Annotated in this window: 23 protein-coding genes; 5 read left to right on the plus strand and 18 right to left on the minus strand. The window is 39.9% G+C overall.

Going from position 1 to position 17730, the window contains the following annotated elements; all coding sequences use genetic code 11:
* Positions 1–243: 243 nt before the first annotated feature.
* Both ACTNES_RS13360 and ACTNES_RS13365 read right to left on the minus strand, forming a co-directional pair.
* Positions 244–1035, minus strand: a complete 792-nt coding sequence (locus ACTNES_RS13360; protein WP_235250412.1) for a CPBP family intramembrane glutamic endopeptidase — start codon at positions 1033–1035, stop codon at positions 244–246.
* A 188-nt stretch (positions 1036–1223) separates the two neighbouring features.
* Complete coding sequence (locus ACTNES_RS13365) at positions 1224–1496, minus strand: winged helix-turn-helix domain-containing protein (protein WP_441039652.1); 273 nt, start codon at positions 1494–1496, stop codon at positions 1224–1226.
* Between ACTNES_RS13365 and ACTNES_RS13370 the strand changes: the two genes are divergently transcribed.
* The gene (locus tag ACTNES_RS13370) at positions 1431–1577 is read left to right on the plus strand and encodes a hypothetical protein (protein WP_441039653.1); all 147 of its coding nucleotides are present in this window, start codon (positions 1431–1433) and stop codon (positions 1575–1577) included. The genes ACTNES_RS13365 and ACTNES_RS13370 overlap by 66 nt on opposite strands.
* A gap of 331 nt (positions 1578–1908) precedes the next feature.
* Here ACTNES_RS13370 and ACTNES_RS13375 read toward each other — a convergent pair whose 3' ends face one another.
* The 5 genes from ACTNES_RS13375 to ACTNES_RS13395 form a co-directional block, all read right to left on the minus strand.
* Positions 1909–2781: an ATP-binding cassette domain-containing protein gene (locus ACTNES_RS13375; RefSeq protein ID WP_441039619.1), complete on the minus strand. Its 873-nt coding sequence runs from the start codon at positions 2779–2781 to the stop codon at positions 1909–1911.
* A gap of 4 nt (positions 2782–2785) precedes the next feature.
* Positions 2786–3457 (minus strand): hypothetical protein, encoded by a 672-nt coding sequence (locus ACTNES_RS13380; RefSeq protein WP_441039621.1) that lies wholly within the window; start codon positions 3455–3457, stop codon positions 2786–2788.
* The gene (locus ACTNES_RS13385; protein ID WP_441039623.1) at positions 3457–4521 is read right to left on the minus strand and encodes an ABC transporter permease; all 1065 of its coding nucleotides are present in this window, start codon (positions 4519–4521) and stop codon (positions 3457–3459) included. Before ACTNES_RS13385 ends, ACTNES_RS13380 begins: the two co-directional genes overlap by 1 nt.
* A gap of 97 nt (positions 4522–4618) precedes the next feature.
* Positions 4619–5809 carry a HAMP domain-containing sensor histidine kinase gene (locus tag ACTNES_RS13390; RefSeq protein ID WP_441039625.1) on the minus strand — a complete coding sequence of 397 codons (1191 nt, stop codon included), beginning with the start codon at positions 5807–5809 and terminating at the stop codon, positions 4619–4621.
* A complete protein-coding gene (locus ACTNES_RS13395; protein WP_441039627.1) occupies positions 5797–6471 on the minus strand; it encodes a response regulator transcription factor in 675 nt (224 codons plus the stop codon). The genes ACTNES_RS13390 and ACTNES_RS13395 overlap by 13 nt, the downstream gene beginning before the upstream one ends.
* 344 nt (positions 6472–6815) lie before the next feature.
* Here ACTNES_RS13395 and ACTNES_RS13400 point away from each other — a divergent pair, with 344 nt between their 5' ends.
* From ACTNES_RS13400 to ACTNES_RS13415, 4 genes are all read left to right on the plus strand, one after another.
* Positions 6816–7193, plus strand: coding sequence for a GntR family transcriptional regulator (locus ACTNES_RS13400; protein WP_441039629.1), 378 nt, complete (start codon positions 6816–6818; stop codon positions 7191–7193).
* A gap of 1 nt (position 7194) precedes the next feature.
* Positions 7195–8061: an ABC transporter ATP-binding protein gene (locus tag ACTNES_RS13405; RefSeq protein ID WP_441039631.1), complete on the plus strand. Its 867-nt coding sequence runs from the start codon at positions 7195–7197 to the stop codon at positions 8059–8061.
* Positions 8058–8717 (plus strand): ABC-2 transporter permease, encoded by a 660-nt coding sequence (locus ACTNES_RS13410; protein WP_441039633.1) that lies wholly within the window; start codon positions 8058–8060, stop codon positions 8715–8717. Before ACTNES_RS13405 ends, ACTNES_RS13410 begins: the two co-directional genes overlap by 4 nt.
* A gap of 307 nt (positions 8718–9024) precedes the next feature.
* Positions 9025–9192 carry a DUF2000 family protein gene (locus tag ACTNES_RS13415; protein ID WP_441039634.1) on the plus strand — a complete coding sequence of 56 codons (168 nt, stop codon included), beginning with the start codon at positions 9025–9027 and terminating at the stop codon, positions 9190–9192.
* A gap of 249 nt (positions 9193–9441) precedes the next feature.
* On the opposite strand, the gene ACTNES_RS13420 is transcribed toward ACTNES_RS13415, so the two are convergent.
* From ACTNES_RS13420 to ACTNES_RS13470, 11 genes are all read right to left on the minus strand, one after another.
* On the minus strand, positions 9442–9861 hold the full coding sequence (locus ACTNES_RS13420; RefSeq protein ID WP_441039636.1) for a hypothetical protein: 420 nt from the start codon (positions 9859–9861) through the stop codon (positions 9442–9444).
* 209 nt (positions 9862–10070) lie between these two features.
* Positions 10071–10451: a winged helix-turn-helix domain-containing protein gene (locus ACTNES_RS13425; protein WP_441039638.1), complete on the minus strand. Its 381-nt coding sequence runs from the start codon at positions 10449–10451 to the stop codon at positions 10071–10073.
* Positions 10452–10483: 32 nt separating this feature from the next.
* Positions 10484–11380 (minus strand): sensor histidine kinase, encoded by an 897-nt coding sequence (locus ACTNES_RS13430; protein WP_441039639.1) that lies wholly within the window; start codon positions 11378–11380, stop codon positions 10484–10486.
* A 10-nt stretch (positions 11381–11390) separates the two neighbouring features.
* Positions 11391–12128, minus strand: a complete 738-nt coding sequence (locus ACTNES_RS13435; RefSeq protein ID WP_441039641.1) for an ABC transporter permease — start codon at positions 12126–12128, stop codon at positions 11391–11393.
* A gap of 14 nt (positions 12129–12142) precedes the next feature.
* Positions 12143–12841 carry an ABC transporter permease gene (locus ACTNES_RS13440; RefSeq protein WP_441039643.1) on the minus strand — a complete coding sequence of 233 codons (699 nt, stop codon included), beginning with the start codon at positions 12839–12841 and terminating at the stop codon, positions 12143–12145.
* The gene (locus tag ACTNES_RS13445; protein WP_118247198.1) at positions 12834–13757 is read right to left on the minus strand and encodes an ATP-binding cassette domain-containing protein; all 924 of its coding nucleotides are present in this window, start codon (positions 13755–13757) and stop codon (positions 12834–12836) included. The genes ACTNES_RS13440 and ACTNES_RS13445 overlap by 8 nt, the downstream gene beginning before the upstream one ends.
* 105 nt (positions 13758–13862) lie before the next feature.
* Entirely contained in the window at positions 13863–14543 is a 681-nt protein-coding gene (locus tag ACTNES_RS13450; RefSeq protein ID WP_118247199.1) for a response regulator transcription factor, read from the minus strand.
* Between the two features lie 200 nt (positions 14544–14743).
* Entirely contained in the window at positions 14744–15223 is a 480-nt protein-coding gene (locus ACTNES_RS13455; RefSeq protein ID WP_441039646.1) for a flavodoxin, read from the minus strand.
* 223 nt (positions 15224–15446) lie between these two features.
* Positions 15447–16472, minus strand: a complete 1026-nt coding sequence (locus ACTNES_RS13460) for a DUF4062 domain-containing protein (RefSeq protein ID WP_441039647.1) — start codon at positions 16470–16472, stop codon at positions 15447–15449.
* A gap of 69 nt (positions 16473–16541) precedes the next feature.
* A complete protein-coding gene (locus ACTNES_RS13465) occupies positions 16542–17402 on the minus strand; it encodes an HNH endonuclease (RefSeq protein ID WP_441039649.1) in 861 nt (286 codons plus the stop codon).
* Positions 17403–17534: 132 nt separating this feature from the next.
* Positions 17535–17730, minus strand: a 196-nt coding sequence (locus ACTNES_RS13470) for a winged helix-turn-helix domain-containing protein (RefSeq protein ID WP_441039650.1), incomplete at its 5' end; no start/stop codon positions are given.

Genomic DNA, 17730 nt, shown 5'->3' on the forward strand with positions numbered 1-17730 from the left:
AAGACAGAAACAGTTCATACAAAACTGTCTCTGCCATATCATCTATCCTACAAACCGATACCCGCTCCCAACCACTGTTTCTATGTACCCATCTCCGATCTTCCGTCTAAGGGAATACACCACATTCGCCACCGCTGCTTAAATGCTGCAGGTATAAGCCAGAACCGAATCTACTATACAACATAATCAGAGCCAAGAAAAAACGACTCTGCTCTACAACTCGACCGTATAATATAGACAGTTTTACGCTTTTCTTTTTTTCGTATGTAAAACCATAAACACAGCAATTAAAATCAGATTTAAAAAAAGTACAACGATACTGCCTTCCATCTTGTAAATGCCGCCAGACAAAAATGCACTCCCGCTAAATACAGTTGTAAGAACATGAGGATAGTCTTCAGCCAGAGATACTCCGCCTAAAATAATAGCACCGACAGTATTCCAAAAAAAGTGCATTATTATTGGTGCGAGAAGTGATTGCGTATATTCTAAAATAACTGTCATCAAAAGGCTCATAGAAAGCACATTTAGAACAGGAATTATTCCAGCTTCAAAGGCTCCGCCATGCATGAATGTAAACAATGCGCTTGATATGATTGTTGCAGCAGTTACATTGTAATTTACTTTTATCATCTGGTACAAGTACCCACGAACAAGGAGTTCCTGCATTACAGTGTTAATGAAAACTGAAAAAATCCAAAGCCATAACAAGGAGACGGCATTGCTACTTTCTACTTTCAACACTCCCAAAAACAACATGATTAAAAAAGTTAAGCCTAACCAAACAGCACCACCTAAAATTCCTATAACACAATCTTTAGCAACGTGACAAATGGGAAAAATTTGTATTTTCCGCTTTTCAATAAGCCAAAATAAAAGACTTATTCCTACAATGCAGAGAAAGGGAATGAGTTCTGCCCAAAATCTCCAAATAGCAGGACTTTCAGCATCCGGCAAGGGAATTAAACCTGCAAGTAATGCCCACCCAATAAAATAAAAAAGGGTTTTTGCTGTTGTAATTAAAAGTTTTTTCATTATAATCACACTCCGAATACAATAGTTATGTTCAAAAATACGTCAATAGTATAACACGGATATATAATTTTTTCTACTGAAACCCAACCATGACATTTCGTGCTATAAACATTATCATCTTGCTATTCCAGGAATAATCTGAAAAAGCAGAGGCCAGCCACTCCAACACGGAGCAACCGCCTCTGTTTTTATTCTCCCGCGCCCACAAACCGATACCCGCTCCCAACCACTGTTTCTATGTACCCATCTCCGATCTTCCGTCTAAGGGAATACACCACATTCGCCACCGCCGCCCCGCAATGCTCCGGGGCCGCTTTCCAGACTGTTTCGTAGATCTGCTCTTTCGAGAGAACCCAGGACGGGTGGGATGCTAAGTAGAGTAACGTGAAGAACTCATGGTAAGTGAGAGGGACGGAAATGCCATTGTGGTAGACGGACTGTTCGTTGATGCGGATTTGCAGGTTGGGGAAGGTGAGAATATCGGAACTATGGGTGGCTTCCTGGGATTCCGCACCCGGCAGCGAAACCAGCACGGTTTCTGAAACGCTCCCGGAGGGAGCAATCTTCCTCATCACTATTTCTATCGTTCCAACCAACATCACCTCCGCCTATTTCTTCAAATAACAACTACTCCTCTATTATTTGTGTATTTTCAGTTACCGTAGATTGGTTATTTGTCCCTTCTTAGAAAATTCAAGGAGTTAAAAAACATAATGAACCCAAATGAGAAAATAATTTTGTCTGTGTTATACATCAAAAATCCAAAAAACATAATTGGAATTTATCGTTCTGGCAGACTGTACAGCTACTCCTTTTCGCTCTTTGTTATAACCGCCCATATCAGCAATTCTTCCATAAGTATGAACAGGCATGCTACTGTTTGTTGGTAATATAGATATAGGCATCCTCTAGCGTTGCAGATACCGGAATACAATCAATGTCCGGTTTTTCCTTATTGATCAGTTTTATCTGCAATTCTCCATCCACATACTGTTTAGAGGAAACATGATATTTCTTCTCTAACTCCCTAGCCTGCTTTTCATCCGTAACCCTGCAAACCCAAATATGTCCTTTTGCTTCATTGATTAATTCCTGCATAGAGCCGGCATAAAGAAATGCTCCTTTTTTCATCACCGCAAGCTGATTACAGGTCGCTACCAGGTCCTCCACAACATGAGTAGAAAACAGGATCGTGCGGTCTTCCGAAAAATCCACCAACAGATTACGGATACGGATACGTTCCTCCGGATCTAAGCCAGTGGTTGGCTCGTCAATAATTAAAAATTCCGGTTCGTTTAAAAGTGCTTGTATCAGTCCGACTCTTCGTTTCATTCCTCCGGAAAGCTGGCGCATTTTTTTCCTGCGATGTTCTGTCAGACTGGTTTTTTTCAGATAATACCGGATACGCTCCTTACACGCTTTTTTCGGTACACCAGCCAAATCTCCCATATATTCCAGACATTCCTGCACGGTCAGATTCGGATAAAGTTCAATCTCCTGGGGAAGATACCCGATCTTTCTCTGGATTTTCTCATAATTCCCTTCACTGTATAACATCCCATCCAGCGTAACAGTTCCACCCGTAGGTTTTAATACCGTTGTCAGTACCCGCATTAATGTAGTTTTTCCGGCACCGTTTTCCCCTAACAATCCGAACAGCCCTTTGGGGATTTCCAGATCGGCATAATCGATCGCCGTCACTCCGTTTTTAAAAGTTACTGTCAAATCATTTATCTTAATACTCATAGCTCTATCCTCTTTTCTTTATGATTTCAGGCAGCATAACGCCCATAAGCAGAATCAAACACACACAAATCATTTTCCCGCATATCCAATTCAAATCCCCATTATCTTCTATATTTCTGAATGTATAAGAGAATACATTCCATTTTCCTAACAGCCGATCCCCAACCGTTGAGTTTGTTGTAATCCACAGGATTAAGGAGCAGCCGATCCCCGCCCACATATTACGAAACAAACAAGACAGAGTATGGGATAAAAGCCCCCAGAAAATAAGGGTAACAGCAATAGCTGCCAGATACACCAAAAACATTTTCAGTTCATCTTTTATTACAATCTGTATTCCATAAAGCGAGAGCGGTTTTTGAATGATACAATACATTCCATAACCTGCCACAGCAAGAAGAAACAGATAACCTTCCTGCACCATCATCCTCTTCATGATAGAAAGTGTCCTGTTTTTTACCGGATACAGACGTTCTACTTCTGCCCTTTTGCTGATGATTTCCTGTACATAAGTATCTGCGCAGAACACTGCTGCAAGTAAGGCCAACGGAGGCTCCAACGCAACTCCTATTTCATTTGTAAAACTCACTCCCCGGACTACACATAAAATGCTCACGAAAAAAAGGGAATATATGATCTTGTAGAGGGATAAACAGATCTTCGCTTCCTTCCCCATTACATCCGCCTCCTTTTCCATAGCTGTATACAGATCAGAATGATCACTATCGCTGCCAGTATCAGAAAACTTTGATTCAGCAATACCATCGGCGGCTCCGCGGTATCAAAGAACCGACCGGGAAACCGCACCATAATAGCCAGCGGCCTTCCATAATAACCATATACCCCTTCCGCATTTCTGCTGCCTGTATTGGAATATACCATATATAAGATCAGGAGCGGTACTGCGGGCAACGGGTTTTTAAACAACAGGGAAATCAAACCATATACACATACGATCATCAGCATATTCGGCAAAATGTAAAGCCCCGTTGCCACAAGGAAATCAACCAGATTCACCTCAAAACCGCTGCCTTTTGTAAAGATGTAGCAAGCCGCCCAGAATATGAGATTTAAAATCGCCAGCACAATCAGGCAGACAAAAAAGCCTCCTGCCACTTTTCCAAGCACATACTGTCCCGCCCGAACCGGCTTTGTATGCAATAGCTCATAAGTATTTTTTCTGGTATCCTGCCAGAACAGGGCCGCAAGCATGACAGCCGCAAAAAAACCCATATAAAGCCCGGAAAAATCCGCAAATTTCCTGGAAAAATAGTACGAAAAAGGATGTGATTCCAATTTATCCTCAATATAGGAATTGATTTCTTCCGCTGTTCCTTGATGCAGTTCCGTATCTTCGTAGGCATAAAGTGCGCTGTAATAGTGATACTTTGTTTCCAGATACTCACACGCTTCCTGAATATCCATTCCTTTCATTTCCTCTATCACAGCTTCTGCTTCTTCCTGCCCCATTTCAAACTCGGATACAAGATTCTTCTGTATTCCTTCCTCCCACATTTTCCGCCTGTCTTCTTCATTTGTGGGAATATATCCGTCTGTAATATCTGCATCATCAATCGTTGACGGAGTATTCAAAGATATCTCCTTATCAGAGGATACATAAGAAATCCCCAAATAAGGCCGGACATCCTGGAACACCCCTAAAACTACAATAAACACACCGACCCAAAACAATGGCCTTTTTAGAAAGTTTTTAATCTCTCTTCTCATAATGACACTCATAGCCGTCACCTCTTTCTTTTTGATGTGTTTATTGTAGATCTCAAATCACAACAAAAAGACAATACAAAAAAAGAAACGAAAAAAATTACCGGACCGTTTACACGATCCGGCGAAATATTGCTGTCACTACAGCCCCGCCTGTTGTCCTGTTTTCCAATACAAGGCGGCCTCCATGCTTCTCACAATACAGTCTGCTGATATACATTCCCATTCCTGCATGATTCAGGCTGTCTTTTACATTCTGCTGATAAAATGCTTTTGTGACCATCTCCATGTCACTGTCAAAACCACTTCCATCATCCTCCACGCTGATTTTTAGCTCCTGTTGCGTTACGAAAACATTCACTATTATCTGCGCTTTCGCATACCGCAGAGCATTGGACGGCAAGTTTTCTGTAACTTCAAGGATTACTTCCTTGTCCCCCTGAAAAACATCTGTAGCCTCCTTCAATTTCAGAATAACCTGTTTTTCCTTCTTCGCTTCCAGTACCACAAGTTCTGCCATAATATCCGCTTTCATTTCTTCTGCTGTAATTGGGCAGCTTAATAACGTCCTTTGTTCCAGGCTGCTCATTTTCCTCATAGTTTCCACAAAATGATCCATGCGTTGAATCTGCTTCCAACTTTCCGACAGCATTTCCATTGCGGTCTTTGTATCAACGGTTCCATCCGGAAGATAATCCATCAGCATCTCCTGATATCCTTTCAGGACAGATAAAGGAGATCGGATATCATGTGCAATCGCTGCCCGGAGAGCTCTTTCTTCTTCAACCATCCGCCATAACTCCTGATTATTCTGGGCAAGCTGCTCCCGCATCCTCTCAAATTCCCCGCACAAACGTCCCATTTCATCCTGATTTTCATAAGTGATATGAAAATCCAGATCATTTCCTGCAATCCGTTTGGATGCCTGTTCCAGTTCTTCAATAGGCTGTTTCAGTTTATGCTTATAAAAAAGGAAAACAGATGCACAAGATGCCGTAGCAGATAAAATCAAAGCAACATATGTTTGCAAAAAATCACAAAACTCAGAGATGCTACGGTCCGCACTGCTCATATCCGAAGAGGATGGCCTGGGAATCTCTGCTCTATAATAAGGTTTCCCTCTTTCTTCCTCGTTCACTACTTCAAAATATTTATCCTGATCCACATAGTTCCACCAGATCTGTTCCTGTGTGTAAGTGGCAATTTTCACAACCACAGCCGATAAAAGAAAGCTGCAGATCAAACCAACCGCCAAATACAGGAGGATTGTTTTTCTGACAGAAAGATTTTTTATTTTGTCCATTTATATCCCATCCCCCATACCGTTTCGATATACTCTTTCTCCGTCTGCAGACTCATTTTCTTTCGGATTCTTCGTATCAGTTCTGTAACCACCCGGCTGTCTCCCTCTCCATCATATCCACAGACTTTTTCATAGATTCTTTCTTTGTCAAAAACAAGTCCCGGATTCATAGATAAAAATTCAATAATCCCATACTCCAGTTTTGTCAATTCCAGATCATTCCCATTGATCTGCACCGTTTTTGCCGTATAATCGATCAGGAGTTCACCCTGAAAGCGATACTCTGATTTTGTTTTATGACGTTCTTCACGTTTTAAATGCGCGGTAATCCTTGCATCCAGCTCTTTCAAACTGAATGGTTTTAAAATATAATCATCTCCACCGGACAGCAGCCCATTCACTCTGTCCTGTTCATCCACCCTTGCGGTCAAAAACAAAATAGGACAGGCCACTTTGTCTCTGATTCTGCGGCAAACCTCCATTCCATCAAGCTGCGGCATATTCACATCCAATAATATGATGTCCGGATCTACTGCCAACATCTTCATTGCTTCCATCCCATCTTCTGCCGTAAATATAGAATATTTTTTTATCTCAAAAAAGCTCTTGAGCATTTTGAGCATTTCCCTGTCATCATCCACAATCAAAATTTTATACTGCATTTTCTCACCTCAAGGACATTTTAACATGGAATTATCAACAAATAAACAATGAACAAGAATGTGGCATAAACAAGAGCATCACAATTCCATTTTCGATCTAACAAACCTTCACCAGCCTTATTGATATATCTAAACCTCTTTTGCGAAAAGGTACAATCACATTTTCCGTTTTGCGGAAAAGTTATGACACCCTCTTAGTTATGCGAAAAGGTGGGGGCTTCTTTTTCTGAATTGTTGTCCACTTTTATATTATTTATACAATGTGTTCTATCAGTGTTGACAAAACTGCAAAGAATGAATATAATGTACTTGTTCAATAAGTACATTGATAAGAAGGTATATACATGGAAATTATCATTAGTAATAATGTAGACAAACCAATATATGAACAGATTACTTCGCAAATTAAAGCAATGATTATGAGTGGAGAGCTGCAAGCAGGAGATACAATACCTTCTATGCGGGCCTTGGCAAAGTCTATTCATGTCAGTGTAATCACTGTCCAAAAAGCATATGAGGACTTGCAGAGAGACGGTTTTATAGAGACTGCTGTAGGGCGAGGAAGTTTTGTATCTGCACAAAACAAGGAATTTTATAGGGAAGAACAGTTACGCAGAGCAGAGGAATATTTGCAGACCGCCGCAGATATAGGGCGGACGAACAATATTTCTTTGGAAAAACTAAAGGAATTGTTGGAAATGTTTTATATGGAGGATGAATAAAATGGATTATGCGTTAGAATTGGAAAATGTATCAAAGACTTACCAAAAATCGGGTTTTACTCTAGAAAAAATTACGTTCTCGGTGCCGAGTGGCTCTATCATGGGATTTGTTGGTGAAAACGGTGCAGGTAAATCTACCACGATTGGCTGTATTTTAAATACACTTTTTAAAGATTCAGGCACAATCAAATTGTTTAACCGGGAAATGAAGGATGAAGATGTTGAAATCCGGGAAAAAATAGGCGTTGTCTATGACGGAGACAATTTTCCGGGCTATTTTTCCGCAGAACAACTGGGAAATATTATGAGAGAGATTTACCGGAAATGGGATAATAACCTTTTTGAAAAATACCTTAGAGATTTTGGTCTTAACAGAAAACAAAAGATTAAGACTTATTCAAAGGGCATGACAATGAAGTTGGCGATTGCAGCGGCACTCTCCCATCATCCGGACTTACTGATTTTGGATGAAGCAACCAGCGGACTTGATCCGGTTATGCGGGATGAGATGCTAGATGTATTTTTGGATTTTGTTGGCACAGAAAATCATTCGATATTGCTTTCTTCGCATATTACAAGCGATTTGGAAAAAATCGCTGATTATATTACGTTTATCCATAATGGGAAAATTATTATGACAGAAGCAAAAGATGAATTGGTTTACCATTATGGAATTATGCGATGCAGTGATAAACAGTTTGCAGCATTGGATAAAACAGACAGGATTGCATGGCGTAAGCGTGATTACCAGACGGATGTACTTGTGTCAAATAGGGATAAAGCGATAAAAAAGTATCAAAATGTAATGATAGACCATGCAACTATTGATGAAATTATGTTGCTTTTGATAAAGGGGGAGAGGGAATGAACGGATTATTAAAAAACAATTTCTATGGTGTTGCCGGAAATATGAAAGTATTGTTTACAGCTATTATTATCGTAGGAAGTATTTTTGAAGTTATCGGGGATGCTGCTATGGTTAGTATTTTTGCGTTTATACCGGCCCCGATCATGGCGTTGCTTGCAATCTCATGTTTGAGAAAAGAAAGTGCATCTAAATGGGGAAAATATAAAATAACACTGCCGGTAAAGAGAAAAGATATAGTCAAAAGTCAATATGTCAGCCATGCAATAGCGGGGGCTATTGGTGTGTTGGTGGTTGCTGTTTTTATGGGAATTGCTGTTATAATTCATGGAAATGTTTATTTCTATTATGGTTTCAGGGATGCGATTACACTAATATTAAGTGGTGGGATTTTGACATTTTTTATAGGAGCCATTGCATATCCGCTGTACTATTTATGGGGAGACGATAAGACAGAAATAATTATGGTGTTAGCCGTATTAGGAGCAATAGCGATTATTTTAGGTTTTAGTTTGCTTATTAATATTGTAGCAGGCGAGGGAGGCGTTTCAGATGCAAAGTATTATTTGAGTTTGCTGGTTATTATAGTAATTGCTGCCGTGGCATATTTAGGTTCTTTCGCCTTATCGGTTTCAATTTTTGAAAAAGTTGAATGGTAAACATTGGAGTGGGAAATATCTTGCTATTAGCCTTTAATTTACAAAGGCGCACTTCTGGTCTGCCGGATACACTAGAAGAGCATCAGCTCCAATACCTATAACATCATTCCCTGTGAGGAATGGGAAGTCATTGAGAGGCTACCATGCTGCAATCGTCACACGGGAAAATGGGAAAAGGTACAGGAACTGATTGACCGCAGACTTGTGATCATGCTGGAGAACAACTGCCCGTTTTACAATCTCTTTCATGGCATCATCTACTGCGCCACCTGCAAGAAATCCATGCTGGTAAGGTACAGAAGGTTGAGTGAACCGTAAAAACCTTTTACCAGAGAAAAGCAGGAGCCGATTTGACGTTCACTTTCAAAAAAATGGGAAACGTGTCAGAAGCACTCTGCAATACTTCGGTCTTGCCATCTACGACCCTAAGAAAAAAGTCAATAAGCTTACAGGCAGTATGCCACTGCTGCGATAGGCCGAGTCAGCAACAAACCGCTGGTACATAGAAAATCCTCATGCTCCAGCGGTTTGTTTTACAGTTCCATATTCATACAATTTCGTACAACTCTGTTATTTAACCTTTTCGCATAACCCCATCCCCACTTCGGAAACATACACATAAAAAATATAGGCAAAGAATATCAGCAAACTCACAGGCAGTATGCCTTTGCTGTGATAAAAAAGCTGCTGATACATGAAACTTCTCATGTGCCAGCAACCATTTTTAATACACTTCATCAAAATACCCAATAAATACTGTCATTCTCAACATACCATCTTTTATCGAAAACGTCACATTCTCCGCCCGCTCTGCGATCTCTTTTAACAGCGTCAGTGCCTCCCGGTCACAGAACTCAAAATGTTCCAGGTACAGATCAATGGTCGCCTGCCATTTCTGGTAATCCACCTCGCCCCGGATTCTTCCTCCGAACTGCCGGACGTAAGCGTCACACTCGCCAAGCAGGTATTCATAATCTACTTTTTCTTTGGGAACCACACGCTTTGGGATTTTGTCCATTTCTTCCTGGTACTTCTGAAAAAATCCAACCTCCATTAATGTGTCCAGAAAATCCTTTCCCTCTGACTTATCGCTTCGCTGCCGGAATTCCTCTCCATAGTCTTTTTCATATATTTCGTTTTCCATGATTCGCACCCTTTCCTGTAGAATAATTTACCACTACGGGTAGGATGTTACCATAGATTTCTTATTATTCGTTGTCATGAAAGATAACTTTATGGGTCAATTATAAGTCTATATTGATAACTTTTGGGGAAACGCAGTATGCGAATTTAATGATTATAAGACGCAGCCCGGAATACTGTGCATTTTCCACACTGTACTCCGGGCTTCTTCTATTCAACAAACCGGTACCCGCTGCCAATCACTGTTTCTATGTACCTCTCTCCTATTTTCCTTCTAATCGAGTACACCACATTCGCTACCGACGCTCCGCATTGCTTTGGATTCTCTTCCCAGACTGCTTCGTAGATTTGCTCTTTACTAAAAACCCAAGATGGGTGTCGAGCCAGATAAAGTAATGTGAAGAACTCATGGTGGGTAAGAGAAACAGGGATGCCATTGTGGTATACAGTCTGTTCATTGATATTGATTTCCAGGTTAGGGAAGGTAAGGATGTCTGGAACTGGATTTTGGATGTGTTCCATTGTCGGCTCATTTTCCACTGCCGCAAGAATTCTACTCATAATGTGTTCTTCTGAGTCTGAGAATGTCATCACCATTACTTTTCCTATGTTGCATCACCACCCTAAAATATCAACTGTATGGATAATATATCGGATTCTACACTGGCTGATATACTGCCGCCGATTTTTTCTACAAGTATCTTTACAATGGCAAGTCCCAATCCGGTACTTTCACCATGTCTCGAACTGTCCCCTGTATAAAATCGTTCAAATAATCTGTCCACATCAAATTTCCCAACGTCCTGAACTGAATTGTCCATATATAAAGTCACCCTGCTCTCCTCTGATCTGCATAGACGGATTTGAATTTTTCCACTTGAATATCGTACTGCATTTGTTAAAAGGTTCTGAAGAATACGCTCTACCATATCGCGGTCACTGTAAATAAAAACAGACGCATCCGGCAGAATGATTTCCGGTTGAATATGTTTTCTCTCGAAAAGAGGCGCACTTTCCGTAAGAAAATCAATCAACATATTTGTTAGGTTGATATCTTCTTCTTGTGGTTCTGTATGATCAGAGTCGATAATAGAAAGGTCATAAAATGCGCTGATCAAGTCTTTCATTTTTATTGCTTTGTGCAATGCAGTTTCTATCCGTCTTATCTGCTCACCAGACAAATCTGTTTTCTCCAGCATCTGCAAATGCCCAATAATTACTGTCAGTGGTGTGCGTAAATCATGGGAGATATTGGCAATCGACTCTTTCAGATGTTCTTCATGCTGTAAAGCACATGCTACGGAATAACGCTGTCTGTCATAGTAACGGTTCAGCGTTCCTGCAAGTTTTTCTAAATCCCTGTCAATCAAAGAAATATCAAGCATTTTTTCAGTCTTGCCCTGGGACAGCAAATCTAACTGCCTGGAAATATTTTTTATCTGCTTTTTCAGCATAAGATGCTTTATCAGCAAAAAGAACAATACCAACGAAAGAATAATAATTCCAATTATGCCATCCACCTCCCTACTCTCATTTCAGATCGCATTTGCAGAATTTATTCCATGCAAGTACAATAAGGACTATAATCCAGGCTGCTCCTATAATTAGCGCTCCTGGCAGGATGAAGGCTTGGCTGCTGATTGCCTCCCTCACTTGAAAGGTTGGCAGAAATGCAACTGGAAATCCAAGTTTCATACCATATCCAAGATACAGGCTAAGAACAAAGGTACTACCTGCTGTAAACGCAACTGCCTTTGAACTATTCCTGAACCAATAGCAGCAAAACACAGCGATCAGAAATACGGCGCTGTTCAGAACGAAAGAATACACAACTGCTTTTACTACATTATAGAAAAAGAATCCAATATCTCCAATCCCAAATTTCCCGTATTCCCGTATACATCCGGCAACAGGATATACGATAGCCATGATATTAAATGCTGCCAGATAGGAAATGATCTTACTCGCAAAGATCTGCTGCCTTGTGTGCCCGACACATATCTCCTGACTGATCGTGCGCCATGTAAATTCCTGTCCTAATATCAAAGAAAGTATGCTGCAAATAAGAATCAGCAAAAAAGTAGAGTCATAGACCATCCCATTAAAAATATCCACAAGTGATTGCGCCGCACCACCTGAAGGCCCCATCACTTCCGGTACATAAGTATCCGCGGTTATAAAACCAAGTAGGAAAACTCCAAGTATTCCACCCCAATAAACCCTATTATGGACTAGCTGGTAGCGTTCCATTTTTAATAAATTATTCAATCTGTTTCCCTCCCTTATTTCAGATCACAATGGCGCAGCCCGATATAGGAGATGATATACAGCAGGAAAATCCAAAGTACATCAATCCCAAGGATCATTATTTTAGAAACCCAAAGTTCATTTAACGATAAAAGCCTTAACTGGCCCATTGGCAGAAGCACCGCAATCTGACTTGAATAATCACTATTCAACGCAAAAATCATTAAAAAGAACAATGCCATAGGAATTGCCAATGTTCTTCCTATATCTTTAAAAACGAAAGCAACCGCCAGCGGCAGCATTCCCATTGCAAGCACCGCAATCAAAATAAGACCTATCTTCTCCAGGAACTCTGTTACGGCTACCACTTCTACGCTTCCCATGACTATGCCAATGAAACTATGAAAAAGCAGTGGACCTGCTAAAATCCCTTCACTTGCTGATAAATATATAACCGTTTTTGCCAGTAAGACATCCATCCTTTTATGTCCTCCACTGACAAAACTATGAATCGTTCGATTTCCAAAGTCTTCACCGATAAATGGAACAGCTAAGATAATAATTAAAAAATACATCAGAGGGATGTTATAAAGCGAAGCATCCAGCATATCATCCGTCAGTCTATTACTGTCAAACAGCATAATACTTCCCAATACAAAAGAAAAAAGAAACAGTCCCCAAAAACTCTTATTATGCAAAAGCTTATAGCTTTCCGCTTTTAAAAGATTATTCATGGGATTTTCCTCCAACTTTTTTCAAGAAATAATCTTCCAACGTATCTCCCGAAATATGCAATCCTGTGACAAGGATGTGTGCATCAGATAATATCTTTGCTACCGTCTCAGTGTTATCCAAATGATCGTATAAGCGGATCGTTCCATCCGGCATAAGCTGCAGATTGTCCGTATTCAGTTTATCTTCAAGAACCAGCAAGGCACTTTCCGGATTCGTTGTTTTGATCGCAATATGCCGTTTGCATCGTTCATTCAGTTCCTTATCCGATAATTCTTCAATAATTTTCCCTCTGTCTATCAGGATAAATTCCGAAGCAGTCTGGTACAATTCTTCCAGAATGTGGCTGGAGACAAGAATTGTCATACCGTACTCTTTGTTCAGAGATTTCAATAGATTTCGGATTTCCACAATGCCAGCGGGATCGAGCCCGTTGATCGGTTCATCCAAAATCAAAAATTCCGGAGTGTTCAAGAGGGCAATGGCAATCCCAAGTCTCTGGCGCATACCCAGTGAAAAATTGCGTACTGTCTTTTTTCCTGTTTCTTTTATCCCCACTGTTTCCAGACATTTTTCAATTACAGCCCTGTCTGGTATCCCCCGCTGAATACGCTGTACCTCCATATTTTGATAAGCAGTCAGATTTGGAAAAAGGGCTGGTGTTTCTATCATGCACCCGATCCGTTTTCTCTGCTCCTGTAATTCCTTGTTTCCGGTCTTTCCCCATAAATACAGTTCTCCACTGGTAGGAAAAGCTAATCCGGTTACAAGGCGCAGCAATGTAGTCTTTCCAGCTCCGTTTTGACCTATAAAACCATAAATTTTACCTCTTTTTATTTTAAGATCAATGTGGTTTAAAGCGGCCGTCTGCTTATAAACTTTCGTAAGACCCCTTGTTTCTAAGATGATTTCATTCATTGTATCAGCCTCCTTTGCCTTTATAGTCTAAAACGAAACTATAAAGAATTTCTTAAATGAACAAAGAAAACAGTAAAGAATAAATAAAGCTGAGGTTTCTTTCCCTCAGCCTTGATGCAAACGATAGCCGATCCCCCAAACAGTATCTATATATTCCTCATCTGGAGAAACTGATTTCATTTTATTTCGCAGATTACTAATATGCACATTCAGAGTATTATCTTCACTGAGATATTCTGTATTCCATATGCTTTGAAACAGGTTCGCTTTTGAAAAAACTTTATCCGGATATTTCAGAAGTAATTCCAGAATGCCGTACTCCTTTGCAGTCAGCATCAGCTCCTGTCCTGCTAAATGAACCGTATTCTTTTCAACATCCAATATCAGATTCTTATATTGGAGCTGCCTTTGTGGTTTCATCTGAAACTGTATCCGGCGCAGATTGCTTTCTATCCTGGCAAGTGCTTCTTCCATGTCAAAAGGCTTAGTAATATAATCATCCGCTCCCAACCGCAGCAGATCAACTTTATTCTGAGTGGTTCCTTTCGCAGAAATGATGATCACCGGAACTGTGGACTGCTTACGAATATCCGCAAGAACTGAGTCGCCGCTCTTATATGGGAGCATAATATCCAATAAAACCAGGTCAATTTTATTTTCTTGCAAAATATCTAAAATGTGAAGCCCATTATACTGACTGACTACATAATATCCATTTTCCTCTAAAAACTCAGTCAGGAGTCTGTTGATTTCCACATCATCTTCTATGATTAAAATATGATACATGACAGCACCTCTAAACATAAATCTTAATCGGCATTATACCGTAACTCGCCGCTCTTTTCAACTAAGAGGTGAAACAGAGACCGCCACTCCAACACGGAGCAACCGCCTCTGCTTTCATTCTCCCACACCTACAAACCAATACTTGCTCCTGACAACAATTTCTATGTACCCGCTATACTGGATTGTATAACAGCTTCCTATTAAATTCCAAACCCTTCTGCCCATGCTTTCAGTTCTTCCGCACTTGCATCTGCTGAGAATCGCTTTCCTTCCTTTAATTCTGCTCCCGGACAGGAAACCGCCAATTCCTTGTTTGTGCTCCCCATACCGCTGCTGCCCGAAGTTGCCAGAGGAATAATCGTCTTCCCGGACAAATCATACTGCTCCAGAAACGTGTTCACAATAGTCGGGGCAACGTACCACCAGATAGGGAAGGCTGTGAAAATCACGGAATACTGCTCCATGTTTTCCACTTTATTTGCAACAGCCGGACGGAAAGACTTATCATTCATTTCCACACTGCTGCGGCTCTTTTTATCCATCCAGTCCAGATCGGCATCCGTATATGGAATCTCCGGCTGAATCTCATGTAAATCTGCTCCGATGGCTTCTGCAAGCCGCTTCGCCAGTTTCGCTGTTACTCCACTGGCACTGAAATACGCTACTAATACCTTGCTCATAATCAATACCTCACCTTTCCTGAAAATCATATTTTATCGCTGTGTTTTACCATAGAATACCATAAATACGAGGCAAATGCACCCTTATCGTTTTTTGAGTATGGGTAATCGTTAAATTTGAACCCTCAACGCTCAAAGGGTGCATTGTATCAATTTATGGTACGCAAGCCAGTAAGACGGTACGCCAATGAATATCTATATAGCTAATCACATTCAAAATTTCTTATCTTCCCAATTTTACGCCATGCATCTCTAACATACCAGTTGTTCTCTTTTCCACCGGTCTAAATACCAAACATATCTCCTTAATTTTCTTCCAATCGTCAGCATCTTCCATAAAATCTTTAAGAGAAATTGATATCCTCTTTTTTTCTCCTGATTCCAATGGAAATGCCTGTTTATACATTTCAATCGAATAACCTTTAATTTCTATCCACATGCTAATTTTTTCGTCCGCCTTTAAAGAATAATCAATCAACAGATGATATTCATTAAGAACATATCTTACCCAATCTCTGGTTTCAGATGTCATTCTAATGCTGAACCCAGCGAACTCATCTAAGTATGGCTCTGCACTCTTCTTAGGAACATCTATTGCAAGACATAATCCAGTTGCTTCTTTCTTAAGCTGAAGAACAGACTTTTCCAAATTATTATAATAAAGTTCAACATTATCTTTCATTTCTATTTGGAGCCATTCTTTTAATGCAACATAGTTTCCAATAGGAGTATAGATATCATTTTCATCCACGTGAATCCAACAAGTATTAGATGGATACATTTCAATAACTGTACTTATACTTATGGGAATGCTCTGGAATAATTCTTCCTTATCATGCCACATTTTTACCATTTTGTTTGTCATAACCTTCTTACGGAATTTTTTCAACTTTCTCCGCATTTTATCTGTTACTTCTCTATCACTAAATGGCAAATTATCTGGATCATCATTAACAAAGGCAATCACACGCTTGTGATTTTGGACTGCAAAATCATATTCCATCTCCGTATAGCTGAGACCGGTATCTTCACAAATTGTGCCATATTTTCCTGCTACAATTAACAAATAATAGTCTGATTCATAGATAACCGGCTTAATCATTTCAAATTGATTTTCTCCAGTGGCAGAGAATAATTCCATACCAGCCGGTATCTGCCGTAGTTTCATAATCGTATCAATTGCAACTTGACGCTCATATTTTAAATCATTATATGTAGAGCTCACAAATATCTGATATTTTTTATTCATAACACTTCTCCATAACAGTTAATCAGCAAAATATCTACACCTTTTTAATCATTCTATATGTATCTATTATTACCAGTACTCTTTATGTTTCGGAAATCTTAATCCCTCCAAGCCCGCATCTTCACACACATCGGATAATACTTTCAAAATTTCACATCTTGTCGAATCAAACCACTCCTCCAATTCCCTGTCATAAAAATAATACATAACATTTCCTTTACCATACATTGAATAAGCACCAGCAGTTTTTGCTATTTTTAATCTTTTCCTTAATGCAGAAAGCATATCTCCAATAACATCCAATTTTTCTTTCCATTTATTATTAGATAAAGCAGATTTTCCAGAAGATTCCTTAATGATATGACCATCCCTGGTTCTAAGTATCCCGGTATTCAGGGCTAATATTGTGTCTGCAATAGCCTCATCAAAATCCTCCATGCATCCCTCTTGATATATTGGATCTCTAAATGCCGGCCTATCAAAACATTGAAGAAAAAACATCAAAATATCTCTGTCTTTACTATTTCCGCTCTCTCCACTTTCTTCCATATCTAAAATAGCCATCTCTTCTGATAGTTCTTTCCATTTCTTCAGCTTATCGACCGTGTATCGGTCAACATCTGAGTCAATCAGTTTTGAGCAAGATTGGCACAGCCATATTCCATTATCATATGATTTTCTTTCATGTGAAGTCAAACTTTCATCATATCTCGGTCCACCCTTTGATGCCGCTGTTATATGGGCTGCCACTCCAATATTTATGATATCTTCTTTCTCAATTGCTGCTCCACGAGTTCCCTTTCTACAGTTTGGATTACTACATTTCCACCCCACTCTATTCGCCAGCAAATCTTTTGTAGCCTGTGTAAACTCATCCCTCATAATATCACCCGTACCTCTATAATAAATTATCAATTTATATTCTACCACACCACTAATTTTCCATCCACTGGAAACTAAACATTAAAATATTTACCCACAATGTTTAATGGCACCTCATATTTCTACAAGGTGCCAAATCACTCCAACACGCAGCAACTGGCTCTGTCTTTATCTCATTTCTCATCCTACAAACTTATACCCGCTATTCACCACATCTTCTATGTACCCATCTCCAATCTTCCGTCTGAGCCGGCTGATCACAGCGCTGCCACAGTGCTTTGGATTCTCCTTCCAAACTGCTTCGTAAATTTGTTCTTTGGAGAATACCCATCCCGGATGTTGTGCCAGATAAGCAAGCGTCTGAAACTCATAATGT

It is taken from the genome of Blautia sp. HCP3S3_D9, from assembly GCF_052063845.1.
Taxonomy (GTDB): domain Bacteria; phylum Bacillota; class Clostridia; order Lachnospirales; family Lachnospiraceae; genus Blautia_A.